This is a genomic window from Corynebacterium sp. NML140438 (genome assembly GCF_001875725.1).
In the GTDB taxonomy this organism is placed as follows: domain Bacteria; phylum Actinomycetota; class Actinomycetes; order Mycobacteriales; family Mycobacteriaceae; genus Corynebacterium.
On the sequence record NZ_MLCQ01000017.1, the window covers coordinates 1 to 13,215 of the forward strand.

A 13,215-nucleotide genomic window follows, 5' to 3' on the forward strand; every position below is an offset into this window, starting at 1 on the left:
TAGCTAAGCCCGCCCGCGCTGATGGTACTGCACCTGGGAGGGTGTGGGAGAGTAGGTTACCGCCGGCCTATAATTTCATGGTGGTGGATGTGGTACCCGGTGTGGGTATCACATCCACCACCTTTTTCGTGTTTGCGTGTGCGCGTTGCAGTGGCCGTGGGGGTGTGCGGGGGATGTACCTTGTTGTGGGGTGTGGGGTGTGTGCTGGGGATGTATCTTGTTGTGGTGTGTGCGGCACCGGATTGTGGTGTGTGGGGTCCCGGGGGTGGTGACAAACCACGCTTAACTGTCCGGGGATGTGGGTATTACCTGTGGTCGTGGATAGTGGGGTGCATGCTTTGTCACTCGAACCAACGGGGGTGCACCAGCGTCCCGGATCTGTCCTTGGACCGGTAAGGGGTGGTGCCTGGTCACAGAGACAACGCCCAGGAATGTGGCGTGCAACTTAAACAAATGCGGTCCGGGAATGAGCTCTATGCCTGGGGTAGGTTCGATGATTGTGATTAGGGGATGGGCTAAAGTTCTTCTTTTCAGTGGGTACTGTTTATAATGACTTGTTCCAGTAGAAAGGTGTTTCATGTCCGAGCGCTCTAACGAGAGACCCCGTCGTAACCACGGATTTTCTTCCTCAAACGGTCGTAACGGTCGGCCAGGAGGCGGCGACCGAAGGGGTCGTCGAGAAGAAGACCGAGGTCACCGTAAGGGGCGTACTCGCGATGATCGAGGCAGGAACCGGAAGGATCGCCGTGGTGGAGAGGATGAGCGAAAGTTCACCAACCGTCACAACAGGTCGCAGCCTCGGCGGCAGGGATATCGGGAAGATCGGATGGCGCAAAAGCTTTCAGAGCCTGATCTGCCTGCAGATCTTGACATTAGCGTCTTGGACCCATCTGTGTTGCAGGATTTGAAGGTGCTTTCGCATGACAATGCGACTCGGGTGGCTAAGCATATGATTATGGCCGCGGACCTCCTGGATGATGATCCCGCTTTGGCGCTGCGTCATGCTCGGGCAGCGAAAAACCGCGCCGGACGTGTTGGAGTAGTCCGGGAAACCAATGGTGTTATCGCTTACCACGCAGGTGAGTGGAAAGAAGCACTGTCTGAGCTACGTGCGGCTCGCCGCATGAGCGGTGGTCCTGGACTCTTAGCTGTTATGGCTGATGCGGAGCGTGGTTTGGGCAGACCTGAGAAGGCATTGGAGCTTGGGCGGAGTCCTGAGGCTCGTGAGTTGGACCGCGAGGGACGTATTGAGCTGGCTATTGTGCTTTCGGGTGCTCGTCGTGATTTGGGGCAGGTAGATTCTGCTATTGCAACACTGGAGCGAGCCCGCCCGAATAAGGACGAGCGCGATGTTTCCGCGATGCGGTTGTCCTACGCTTATGCCGATGCGTTGCTCGCTGCTGGGAGGAAACAGGAAGCAGCTGAGTGGTTCAAGCACGTCATCGAGCTAGATCCGGAGATGTTTACTGATGCAAAACAGCGACTGGAAGAGACGGAGTAATTAATGCCTTCCCTTGCAGAGCATTATGATGTTTTACTTTTTGACCTTGATGGCACGGTGTGGGAGGGCGGCCGCGCATTGGAGCATGCAGTTCCGAGCATCGTTGAAGCCGGCGTAAAGCCTTTCTATATTACGAACAATGCGTCCAGGCCTTCTTCGCTTGTTGCGGAGATGCTTGCAAAGATTGGATTGGATAGCTCGAGTGATGAGATCATTACTTCGGCCGAAGCAGCGCTGGAGCTAGCGCGCCCGTTCTTGAGCGAAGGTGATGCGGTCCTCGTGCTGGGAGCACCATCGTTTAAGGAATTGGTGACGGGCGCTGGGTACCGTGTTGTTTCGAGTGCGGATGATGCCCCAGTCGTGGTGCTTCAAGGGCATAATCCGGATACGGGGTGGCGGGAGCTGTCGGAAGCCGCTTTAGCGATTCGCAACGGTGCTGTCTATCTAGCATCGAACCTGGATACGTCGCTGCCGATGGAACGCGGTTTGATGGTCGGCAACGGTTCGATGGTAGCAGCAGTAACCTCGGCTACTGGTGTTGTGCCCGAAGCGGCTGGTAAGCCTGAACCTGCAATGTTCCACCAGGCTGTTTCCCTATCAGGGGCGCGGAAAGCGTTGGCTGTCGGTGACCGGTTGGATACCGATATTGCTGGAGGTAACCGGGCAGGTCTGGACACGCTTCAAGTCCTCACAGGTGTTTCAGGTCCGTACGCGCTGCTGAAGGCGAAGCCCGAGGAACGCCCAACTTTTATCGCTGACGACTTGCGTGGTTTGTTGATGGACATGGGCGAACTCAAACCTGGTCCACAAGGTGAATTTGAGGCGTGGTTGCAAGGGGATACGCTCCTTCTCAGTGGAGGTACTGAGTCTTCGACGAGCACCCAGGCACTTCGAACAACGCTGGGAGTTGCGTGGGGAGCGAATGCTGAAGTGCACACGGTTGAGCCTATGTCGCAGTGGGCGCAGAATGCGGTGGAGGCATGGTGGTAGGGCAAGCCCCGAAACCCCACGACCCAAGGCGTGCACGTACCACGCCTGAGGAATTGCGTTCCCAAGTCGACAGCCTGTTATCTCGGGTTCCGTTGACGATGAGGGAAGAACTTGAACAGTTGGCTGAGGCTCATGAAGTGCTAGCGGAAGCACTCAAGGATTGAGTTTTGCCATAGGAGAGGAGAACGGGTGGCACCTGGACGGCGACGCCTTGACGCAGAACTAGTTCGACGAAAGATTGCCCGTTCTAGGGAACAAGCTCGCACGTGGATCCTTGAGGGGCGTGTTGAGGTCGGTGGGTTTCCAGCGAGGAAGCCAGCTACGGTAGTTGAACCCGACGTGTCGATCAAGGTCAATGTTGACGAGATCGATGACTGGGCGTCTCGTGGGGCCCATAAACTACTGGGTGCTCTCGAGCACTTCGAAAAGCTTGGTTTCTCGGTCAAAGGCAAGACAGTGATAGACGCGGGAGCGTCGACGGGTGGCTTCACCGATGTGCTGCTTCGCCGGGGCGTTCGTAAGGTGTTTGCGGTGGACGTCGGCTACGGTCAATTGCTGTGGCGTTTGCAAAATGATCCGCGGGTGACGGTGATGGACCGAGTCAACATTAGGACGTTGACACCCGATATGTTGAGTGAGCCAGCCAACTGCATGGTGGGCGATCTATCCTTTATCTCCCTGAAACTTGTGCTGCCTGCACTGGTTGCTGCGCTTGAGGAAGACGCCGATCTTTTGCCTATGGTGAAGCCTCAGTTTGAGGTCGGGAAGGACCGCGTTGGTCATGGCGGTGTGGTTCGTTCGGCGGAGCTGCGTCGAGAAGCGGTGGTAGATGTGGCGTTGTTTGCGCAGTCACTGGGACTTGAAGTCAAAGCGATGGTTGCATCGCCATTGCCAGGCCCGAGCGGTAACGTAGAATACTTCCTGTGGCTTCGTAAGACATCGAATGCACAGGAACAAACTGTCGAGGCCATTGTTGAGATGGCGTCACAGGCGGTGGAGGAAGGGCCTGCATAGAATGTCTGTGGATGAGCGACGACGCATTTTGTTGGTGCCTCACTTTTACAGGTCGGACAATATTGAGGCTGCCTCGAAGTCGGCTAGAATGCTGCAGCGAGCAGGCATAGAGGTTCAGCTACTTTCTGCGGGGGAGTCGAGTCCAGCGGAAGACGACCCTGTGCTCCAGAAGCTGGAGCATGTGAGCCCCGGCGATGAGGCTGGACGTGGGTGTGAACTTGTGTTTGTCCTTGGGGGTGACGGGACATTTTTGCGGGCTGCAAACTTTGCACACTTGCAGGATATTCCTGTGCTTGGGGTCAATCTTGGGCACGTGGGGTTCCTGGCAGAATCCGAGGCGGAAAGCCTTGAAGAGGTGTTGCACTCGGTGATTCATCGCTCGTATCGGGTCGAAGACCGCATGACGCTTGACGTGCGGGTTATGGATGCTTCGGGTAGAGTACTCGGCGAGAGTTGGGCGCTCAATGAGTGCAGCATTGAGAACTCGGATCGTACGAGGGTGCTTGATGCGTTTCTCGAGATTGATTACAGGCCAGTTTCGTCGTTTGGTTGCGATGGGGTGCTGGTATCTACGCCTACGGGATCAACCGCGTATGCGTTTTCTGCTGGTGGCCCCGTGATGTGGCCTGAGCTCGATGCGATCTTGGTGGTTCCGAATAATGCTCATGCGCTGTTCGCGAAGCCGATGGTTGTTTCGCCTTCTTCGACGGTGGCAGTTGAATCCTTTTCGACGACCAGCTCCGCCGCTGTCGTGATGGATGGGGTCCGAAGGATTACTATGCCGCCGGGGTCGCGCGTGGAAGTCAAGCGTGGTCAGCGTCCCGTGCGCTGGGTTCGGCTTGATGAGCGCCCGTTCACGGACCGTCTGGTGGAGAAGTTTCAGCTTCCAGTTTCTGGGTGGCGTGGCCCGGATAAGAAGAGGTAGAGCGACGTGCTGTCGGAAATTGCTATCAATAACTTGGGTGTGATCCCTCACGCTAGTGCGGAGCTCTCGGAAGGACTGACGGTCCTTACTGGTGAAACTGGTGCTGGTAAGACGATGGTGGTGACCGGGCTTCGCTTGCTGACGGGCGGCCGTGCGGATGCGTCCCGCGTTCGGACAGGGGCCACGGAAGCAGTTGTGGAGGGCGCGTTCGCGGTCGATGGGATCCACGCGGATAGCCGAGAAGCTCTCGAGAAAATCGCAGAAAACGCCGGTGCAGTGCTCGACGAGAATGGAGAGTATGTCGTTGTCCGGTCGGTGAAAGCAACGGGGCGTTCGAAGGCCCACTTTGGGGGTCGCGCGGTGCCGGCAGCGACGCTGAGCGACGTCGCTTCACATTTGCTGACGATCCATGGGCAGAACGACCAGTTGCGCCTGATGTCTCCTGAGCAGCAGCTGCATGCGCTGGATCGGTTCGATCCGGGGGCTGCGAAAGTCCTCGGTGTGTATCGGGAAGCATGGAAGCGGTGGCGTGCTGCGAAGAAGGATCTGGAGGAACGGACGAAGCGGCGTCGAGAATTAGCTATGGAGCAAGACCGGCTGCTGTTCGCCGTCAACGAGATCGACGAGGTCGCGCCGGAGCCCGGCGAAGATGTCGAGCTGGTTGGAAGCATCCAACGGCTGCAAGATGTCGATGGGCTGCGCTCGGCAGTACAGGAGGCGATGGTCGCGATTGACGGTGCTGAGGCTGTTGGGGAATATGATGATGCGCCTTCTGCATCAGACCTGGTAGGCCAGGCGTCGAGTGCGCTCAGCGCTGCGACAGATCCACAGCTGCAAGAGCTTGGGCACCGACTGGAGGAAGCCGCCTCGGTGCTTTCGGATGTGTCGTCGGAGCTCGGAACGTACTTGTTCTCGTTGGATGCGGACCCGCATGCGCTGGAGAGCATGTTGCAGCGTCAGCAATCGTTGAAGGTGTTGACTCGCAAGTATGCGTCCGATATCGATGGCGTGCTTCGCTGGAGGGACGAGGCGCAGCAGAGGTTGGCGTCGATTGATACATCTGATGAGGCGCTTGCGGAACTCCAACAGGAAGTAGATGAGGCTGCTGTTGAGATGCGACAGCTTGGTGCGCAGTTGACGTCGATACGTCGGGATGCAGCGGAGCGGTTCTCAGCGGCGGTGACGAAGGAACTGCACGGGTTGGCGATGCCGAAGGCCGTACTCAGCGTCAATATCGAAGAGGCTGAGTACAGCCGTGATGGTGCAGACACTGTTGAGATTCGCCTTTCCCCGAACGCAGCAGCAGAACCTAAGCCGCTGGCGACGAGCGCGTCGGGTGGCGAGCTCTCGCGAGTGATGCTCGCTATAGAGGTAATTTTGGCGGGGTCAACGCACGGCGCGACGTTAGTCTTCGACGAGGTCGACGCTGGAGTTGGTGGACAGGCTGCGGTGGAGATTGGGCGGCGCCTTGCGCGGCTTGCTGTGAACAATCAGGTGATCGTGGTGACGCACTTGCCGCAGGTTGCGGCGTATGCGGACAGGCACTTGCATGTTGCGAAGGACGTCAGCGATGAAGCTGTAACATCTGGTGTGCTTGAGCTCGATGAGGCCGCGCGCGTAGAGGAACTTGCTCGCATGATGGCGGGCATGGCGAACTCGGAAACCGGGAAAGCGCACGCGGCGGAGCTTTTGGAGCAGGCGCAGCGAGAGACAAAAGAGTTTCGTCTCTAGCCCGCGCGCCTTGCAGCACTTAGGGTGTGCGGCAGGCACAATTCAACGTATGACTGATTCTTCTGCAACTTCTGATTCGACGCGCGCGCCGTTGCAGGGGCCGCTTCGCGATTGCACGCCGCAAGGCAAGGGGCGCGGTCGCCTCCGCGCTGGTGATATTGCTTTCGTAGACGCCCCGGATATCAGCCGTCGCGAGGCCGAAATGTTGATTAATGGGTCGCCTGCGGCGGTGGTCAACATTGCGCGCTTCAGCACCGGGTCTGTGCCAAACTACGGTCCGCACTTGCTGCTCGATGCCGGCATTCCATTGTTTGAGTCTGCCGGTGCTGAGATGAGGGCGTCGATTCGTGACGGGAAGAAGACGACCGTGAGTGCCTCGGGCGATATCAAGGTCGGACGCAAAGCCGTCGGATCAGCGTCGCCGGTAGTGCGCGCTGATGTTGACGCGACGTTCATTGAGGCACAGCGCCACCTCGTTGACCATATGGAGGCGTACTTCGGAAATACGATTGAGTTCATTCACTCCGAATCCCCATTGCTTATTGACGGAGTGGGCGCTCCTGAACTGGGCGACGTGATTGCGGACCGAAAGGTCATTATTGCGAGCCCGTGCCCTGATTTGAGGGAGCGGATTGAATCGTTGCGCAATTTCATCCGGGAGTTTACTCCGGTAGTGATTGGCGTTGGCAAGGCCACGAATACGTTGGCAGAGATGGGGTACGCGCCCGACTTTATTGTGGGAGACCCTAGCGACGTGGCCGAGGAAAATTTACGGAGTGACGCGCGGGTAATTTTGCCAGCGGACCCCGATGGGTACGCACCAGGCCTGGAGCGCATCCAGGATCTCGGTGTTGGTGCGATGACGTTTCCCGCCGCGACTGATTCTGCCACTGACTTGGCGGTATTGCTGAGCGTTTTCCACGATGCGGAAATGATCGTGATGGTTGAGCAGCCAGTGAATCTCGACCGAATCTTTACCGATGCTGAGGAAAGCTCGCCGGCGGCGCTGTTGACTCGCCTCAAAGCTGGGCAAAAACTGGTGGATTCCACTGTGATTGCGGACTTGTACCATCTGACCACGGGGAGAGGGGTCGCGTGGGCATGGGCAATTCTGGGTTTGCTTGTCGCCGCAGCCACGATCGTGTTGATCGTCGGACTTGGCGGGAGCGGAACGTTTAGTGCGAACTTAACCGATACGTGGAACACGATTGTTACGCAGTTGCAGAGTCTGTGGAACTAGAAGGAAGTAGGAGGTTTCGATGTCTTCAGGAAGTAGTTCGGCAGGCTATGTCGCTGCAGGTCTCGGGTGGGGGATCGCAGTTGGAGTTGCAGCTGGGATGCTCGTGATCGCGCCAGCAATGGGCACGCTGGACTTCTCGACGTCACCCCAATCCGAGGAGGCGCAACCAGAAGCGGGTGCCTCGCAGGAGGCTCGCTTTGCGCTCTCCGACGATGTGATTGCCCAGCACTCGACGGAGCTTGTCGCGAACGCGTTGGGCGGTAAGTCCGTCCTGGTGCTTCGTACACACGACGCGTCGACCGAAGATGTAGGCGCTGTGGCGTGGCTGCTTCGGACTGCAGGGGCATCAGAGGCAGGCCAAGTTACGTTGGGTGAGAAGTTTACGGAACAGGAGTCTGCTGACGCCTTGAGCACGATCATTGCGAATACGCTGCCAGCTGGTGCGCAGCTCTCAGTCGATCGTCGTGCCCCGGGCACCCATGCCGGGCAATCACTGGGAAGTGTTTTGCTCAAAGATCCAGCGACAGGTGAACCGGTAGCGCCGGAGTCGGACCGAAACTTCGTTATCGAAGCGCTCCGTGGTGGTGGTTTTATCGAGGAAGCTGAGATATCGGGCCCAGCTGATGCGATTGTCGTCATCAGTGCTGGTGACGGCGGGGCAGAACGTTCTTTTGGCACCCAGTTGCTGACGGATATGACGGACGAGCTAGGCGCCCTGGGTGCGGCAGCGTACGCTGCCCCGGATGAGAACGGTGGATTCGTCGATACGGAGGCAGGAAAAGTATCAACGGTGCTGAAACTTGCGGAACAGTTGGCGGCAAAGTAATGCATGAATTCGAAGTTGAGCAATCTGAAGTAGTGCTCGATGCGCCGATCATCGCGGTACGCAGAGACGTCGTTTCTATGCCGGGTGGCGTAAGTGCTGCGCGCGAGATCATTGAGCACTTCGGTGCGGTTGCGGTGGTCGCTGTCGATTCGCAGCGGAGGATCGCTATGGTGCGACAGTACCGCCACAGCGTCCGCCGTCGCTTGTGGGAATTGCCCGCGGGACTTCTCGATGTCTATGCAGAGGACGCACTGGTGTGCGCGCAGCGTGAACTGGCAGAAGAAGCGGGCTTGGCCGCGGGGCAGTGGTCATTGCTGCTGGATTTGGTAACATCTCCTGGCTTTGCGGAAGAGGCAGTGCGTGTGTTTTTTGCCTCAGATTTGTGTGAAGTGCCGCGCGGTGAAGCCGAGTTCGAGGAAGCCGACATGGTGCTCGAATGGGTGCCGATTGAAGAGGCGCAATCGATGGTGCTGCGGGGTGAAATCGTGAATTCCATCGCGATTGCTGGCGTTATGGCCGCGTCAAGGGTGTTGGCAGGTGAAGCGGAACCACGCGATGTCACCGAGCCCTTTGACTTGCGGCCATGCTCGCTTGCGCAGCGACGCGCAGCGCAGGGAGTCACGCCTGACATGAAGAGGATCTAATTGGGCGTCGATGAGCTTGCAGCGCGCTGGTTGGAGCATCTCGCCGTTGAGCGTGGGCTTTCAGCGAATACGTTGAGCAACTATCGCAGGGACCTTGGCAGGTATGCCTCGTGGTTGCACGCGAACGGGAAAACCGACCTCACTCAAGTAGAAGCTGCAGACATTGAGGCATACCTAGCGGATTTGCGACGGGGGGTTGATGGCGCGGCGCCGTTGGCTGCCTCGTCGGCTGCGCGAGCGCTTGTGGTGGCCCGCGGGTTGCATAAGTTCGGGGTGCTTGAGGGAATACTCGACGGTGATGAGTCTGCCCAGGTGACGCCACCTTCGCCTGGTAAGAAGCTGCCAGATACGTTGAGTATTGAGGAAGTCAGCAAGATGCTGGACTCCTGTCCTACGGAGGATCCGATAGGTCTGCGGGACAAGGCGTTGCTGGAGTTGCTTTACGCCACAGGAGCACGTGTGTCGGAGGTGTTGGCGCTGTACGTCGATGACTTCATGGCATTGGAGGACGAACAGCACGCGGTGTTGACACTGACAGGTAAGGGCAACAAGCAGCGGATCGTGCCGGTAGGTTCATTGGCGAAGGAGGCCGTCGAAAAGTACCTGGTGCGTGGGCGTCCGGCTATGTCCAAGGGGCGCTCACATTCGTTGTTCTTGAATGCACGCGGTGGGAGTTTGTCGCGACAAAGTGCGTGGGCGGTGATTAAACGGGCTGCGGAACGTGCCGGGATTACGAAGCACGTTTCACCGCACACGCTGCGCCACTCTTTCGCCACACACATGCTTGACGGCGGGGCCGATGTACGAGTGGTGCAAGAGCTGCTTGGACATGCTTCTGTGACGACTACGCAAATTTACACACATGTCACTGCAGAAAGCCTTCGGGAAGTCTGGCACGCTACGCACCCACGTGCATAGGTATGTAGGGTTGACATGTTCTCAAGCACGACCGGAAGGATTCTTGCCACATGGCTTTTCGACGACCACACGCTCTCGCAACTGCTGTCGCAGCAACTTGTGTGCTCGGTCTGGGTGCCTCGGCACTCGGTGCGAGTGCACATGCGCAGTTGCCTGAAGGGCTTGACCCTGCTGTGATTCAGCAGTCGATTCCTTCAGAGATTCACGTGCAGGCCGGGCAGACAACGACTGTCGATACCGGTGTGCCGCTCAACCTCAACTACAGTTCCGGTGGTTGGAGCGTTGTCTCATCGGGAACTTCCGTGTCAGTGACGGCACCGGACACGCCGGGCGCGACGGTGAGCGTTCCCGTTTCTGCAGGGGGATACTCCGCAACTGTGAACCTTGTCGCGGTGGGTGGCGGTGAAGCCGTGGACGCTCCGCCTGAGAACGCACAGAGCTCCGGAAATGGCGGCGGAGGGAATACCTCGAACGAGAACGACCAAGCGGGCGGGGCTGGTTCAGGTACAAGCACGAACACGCATGATGCACCGGCTGCGCCAAAGGGCCGTACTCAAGCCAAGGAGGTCGACACTTCGAACGCCAAGCGTCTGGAGTTTGAGGGTGCCATCGAAGGCAATAGCATCGTGGTGAAAGTGCCGCTGAGCAAGGCTGGTCAGTTGATGAAGTACTCCAAGATCGACAAGGAAGGCGCCACACTTCGTTACGTCGATGTGGATGGAAACATCATTGAAGGAGTGAAACGCGATGTCGATGTGGCCTCTCGGACACTCACACTGACGTACCCGGAGGGGCAGACGCCTGACAACCCGTTCATCATGGAGGTCATCCGGGATGGATCAGCTGCGGAGTTCATCGCTGTGATTACGTCCAAGAATGCTCCAGCGGCGACGCCGACAGCAGAAAACCAAGATGATGGCGCGGGTCAAGTTGAAAAACTTGACGGATCTAGCTCGAACGATGGCCTGCTGGCGCTAGGAGTCGCGGGAGTCGCGGCCCTTGTGGCGTTGCTGTTGATTGTTTTCCTGGTTCGGAAGAGGCGACAGGCGCATAACTAGGCGTGACACTGTAAGATGATTGCGTCAAGGGCTTACACGTGACGCGCATTCGACGGAAGGGATGACAATGGCAGGCAACGCATTGTTTGACGCTGCTGAAGAAAAGAAGTTTCTCACGGGACGTCCATTCCGCGAGTTTCCACAGCCTGAACCGCTCGATCACCACGGCCCGGCAACCATCTTGTCGATGGTGAACCAAAAAGGTGGCGTCGGCAAGACAACCTCGACTATTAACCTGGGCGCCTGCCTTGCCGAGCAAGGGCGCAAAGTGCTGCTCGTTGACCTCGATCCGCAGGGTGCACTTTCTGCCGGGCTAGGTGTTTCCCATGACGAGGAACAAGTCACTGTCTACGACCTGTTGTTTGACAACACTGCTTCGATCCACGCGGCAATTCGACACTCGAATATGCCAGGTCTGGATCTCGTCCCTGCAAACATTGATCTCTCTGCGGCGGAGATTCAACTGGTCAACGAGGTTGGTCGCGAGCACACGTTGGCGCGTGCGCTTCGCCCGGTCCGCAACGAATACGACATCATCATTATCGACTGTGGCCCTTCCCTTGGCCTGCTGACGGTCAACGCGTTGGCATGCTCAGCTGGGGTCATGATTCCGATGGAGTGCGAGTACTTTTCTCTGCGCGGGCTCGCGTTGCTGACGGACACGGTGGAGAAGGTGCGCGACCGCATTAACTTCGACCTCGACATCGTGGGCATTTTGGTCACGATGTTTGACCGCCGCACGACGCACGCGCGCGAGGTAATGGACCGTGTTGTCGAAGTGTTCGGTGAGCGCGTCTTCGACACAGTAATTACCCGCACCGTCCGATTCCCGGAGACCTCGGTTGCTGGTGAACCGATCATCACGTGGGCCCCACACTCCCAGGGTGCAGAGCAGTACCGGCAGTTGGCGCTCGAGTTGCTTGAGCGCATCGATAAGTAGTTTGTAGCACTGTGCTTGAGGACGCCACCGCGGGAGTCCAGCCCGAAATCACCGGCTTTACGTTGGCCCTGCAGAATTTCGAGGGCCCTTTTGATCTGCTGCTTCACCTCATCCACTCAAAGAAGCTGGATGTGACCGAAGTGGCGCTTGCGGAGGTCACCGACGAGTTTATTGCGTATACCCGTGCGCTTGGTGCAGCAGCACAACTTGACGAGGTGACCGAATTCCTGCTTGTGGCGTCGACACTACTGGATCTGAAGACAGCTCGGCTGCTCCCACGAGATGGCGATTCAGAGATTGAGGACCTTGAGCTCCTGGAGGCCCGTGACCTCCTCTTTGCGCGGTTGCTGCAGTACCGTGCGTATCAGCAAGTTGCTGAAGAGTTTGTGGCTTGGCAGCGCAACGCGAAACGGAGGTACCCGCGTGCGGTCTCAATCGAAGACCGTTTCGCTGCATTGCTCCCACCTGTACAGCTTGGGCAGACGCTTGACTCCTTTGCGGAGTTGGCTGCCGCTGTGTTTCGGCCCCGCCCACCGGAGGAAGTGGGGACGGACCACTTGCATGCGGTCAGTGTTTCGGTGCCCGAGCAGGCCGGGAAGCTGCTGAGTGCGCTGCATCTCCTTGGCGCGGAGCAATGGGTTGCGTTTGAGGTGTTGACGAAGGACTGCAGTTCCTCGATGGAGCTTGTCGGACGGTTTTTGGCGCTGCTGGAGCTGTACAAAGCTCGCGCAGTGGAAACTGAGCAGCCGGAGGCCCTCGGCTCGTTAGAAGTGTCCTGGACTGGTATCGAGGTTGATCCTGCTGTGGTTGCGTCAAGCAACTGGGAGTAGCGATAGAATGCCTGACCATGGATGCTCCCCACATGGTTTCCCAACTCCGCGCACGCATTGAGTCGATTTTGCTGGTGGCCGACAATCCGGTCACAGTTGATGCGTTAGCATCGGCACTTGGGGCGGAGCCGGAGGACGTCGAAAAGCAGCTTGAGGAGTGGTCGGAGGAATGCGAGCTGCGAGGCAGCGGAATCGATGTGCGGCGTACTGCAGAGGGGTGGCGGCTCTACACGCGTCCTGAGCACGCGGATGCAGTGGAGGCATTTTTGCTTGATGGAGCACAGACGAAGCTGAGCCGCGCGGCGATGGAAACCTTGGCGGTGGTGGCGTACCGCCAGCCAGTGACGCGCACCCAGGTATCGGGGGTGCGTGGTGTCAATGTTGACGGTGTGATGAAAACGCTGACGCTGCGGGGGCTGATTGCTGAGGTCGACCCAGACGAATCGACTGGTGCGCACCGCTACGTCACCACTGAACTCTTTTTAGAGCTGCTAGGCATAGACTCACTTGAACGACTACCGAACTTGGCGCCACTGCTGCCGGACATCGACGATATCGAGGACGCTTGGTGAAGGCTGCTAGACTAGCGTGCGTTCGA

The 13,215-nt window shown here is 58.1% G+C and carries 14 protein-coding genes; 13 read left to right on the forward strand and 1 reads right to left on the reverse strand.

Annotation, left to right across the window (positions count from 1 at the left end):
* Nucleotides 1-628: 628 nt before the first annotated feature.
* A complete protein-coding gene (locus BJP08_RS11860; protein ID WP_255364745.1) occupies nt 629-784 on the reverse strand; it encodes a hypothetical protein in 156 nt (51 codons plus the stop codon).
* 42 nt (nt 785-826) lie between these two features.
* On the opposite strand from BJP08_RS11860, the gene BJP08_RS02990 reads away from it, so the two are divergent.
* The 13 genes from BJP08_RS02990 (at nt 827) to scpB (ending at nt 13,189) form a co-directional block, all read left to right on the forward strand.
* Nucleotides 827-1,501, forward strand: coding sequence for a hypothetical protein (locus tag BJP08_RS02990; protein WP_255364746.1), 675 nt, complete (start codon nt 827-829; stop codon nt 1,499-1,501).
* A gap of 3 nt (nt 1,502-1,504) precedes the next feature.
* The gene (locus BJP08_RS02995) at nt 1,505-2,491 is read left to right on the forward strand and encodes an HAD-IIA family hydrolase (protein WP_071568198.1); all 987 of its coding nucleotides are present in this window, start codon (nt 1,505-1,507) and stop codon (nt 2,489-2,491) included.
* A 189-nt stretch (nt 2,492-2,680) separates the two neighbouring features.
* A complete protein-coding gene (locus tag BJP08_RS03000) occupies nt 2,681-3,505 on the forward strand; it encodes a TlyA family RNA methyltransferase (protein ID WP_071568199.1) in 825 nt (274 codons plus the stop codon).
* A gap of 1 nt (nt 3,506) precedes the next feature.
* Nucleotides 3,507-4,430 (forward strand): NAD kinase, encoded by a 924-nt coding sequence (locus BJP08_RS03005; protein WP_071568200.1) that lies wholly within the window; start codon nt 3,507-3,509, stop codon nt 4,428-4,430.
* A 6-nt stretch (nt 4,431-4,436) separates the two neighbouring features.
* Nucleotides 4,437-6,161 (forward strand): DNA repair protein RecN, encoded by a 1,725-nt coding sequence (gene recN, locus BJP08_RS03010; protein ID WP_071568201.1) that lies wholly within the window; start codon nt 4,437-4,439, stop codon nt 6,159-6,161.
* 49 nt (nt 6,162-6,210) lie between these two features.
* The gene (gene steA, locus BJP08_RS03015) at nt 6,211-7,401 is read left to right on the forward strand and encodes a putative cytokinetic ring protein SteA (protein ID WP_071568202.1); all 1,191 of its coding nucleotides are present in this window, start codon (nt 6,211-6,213) and stop codon (nt 7,399-7,401) included.
* A 19-nt stretch (nt 7,402-7,420) separates the two neighbouring features.
* Nucleotides 7,421-8,227 (forward strand): copper transporter, encoded by an 807-nt coding sequence (locus tag BJP08_RS03020; protein WP_071568203.1) that lies wholly within the window; start codon nt 7,421-7,423, stop codon nt 8,225-8,227.
* A complete protein-coding gene (locus BJP08_RS03025; protein ID WP_071568204.1) occupies nt 8,227-8,871 on the forward strand; it encodes an NUDIX hydrolase in 645 nt (214 codons plus the stop codon). Before BJP08_RS03020 ends, BJP08_RS03025 begins: the two co-directional genes overlap by 1 nt.
* On the forward strand, nt 8,872-9,789 hold the full coding sequence (gene xerD, locus BJP08_RS03030; protein WP_071568205.1) for a site-specific tyrosine recombinase XerD: 918 nt from the start codon (nt 8,872-8,874) through the stop codon (nt 9,787-9,789).
* Between the two features lie 50 nt (nt 9,790-9,839).
* Nucleotides 9,840-10,847, forward strand: a complete 1,008-nt coding sequence (locus BJP08_RS03035) for a hypothetical protein (protein ID WP_255364747.1) — start codon at nt 9,840-9,842, stop codon at nt 10,845-10,847.
* 67 nt (nt 10,848-10,914) lie between these two features.
* A complete protein-coding gene (locus tag BJP08_RS03040) occupies nt 10,915-11,787 on the forward strand; it encodes a ParA family protein (protein WP_071568206.1) in 873 nt (290 codons plus the stop codon).
* Nucleotides 11,788-11,798: 11 nt separating this feature from the next.
* Entirely contained in the window at nt 11,799-12,617 is an 819-nt protein-coding gene (locus BJP08_RS03045; RefSeq protein ID WP_071568207.1) for a ScpA family protein, read from the forward strand.
* Between the two features lie 17 nt (nt 12,618-12,634).
* Nucleotides 12,635-13,189 (forward strand): SMC-Scp complex subunit ScpB, encoded by a 555-nt coding sequence (scpB, locus tag BJP08_RS03050; RefSeq protein ID WP_071568208.1) that lies wholly within the window; start codon nt 12,635-12,637, stop codon nt 13,187-13,189.
* Nucleotides 13,190-13,215: the final 26 nt, after the last annotated feature.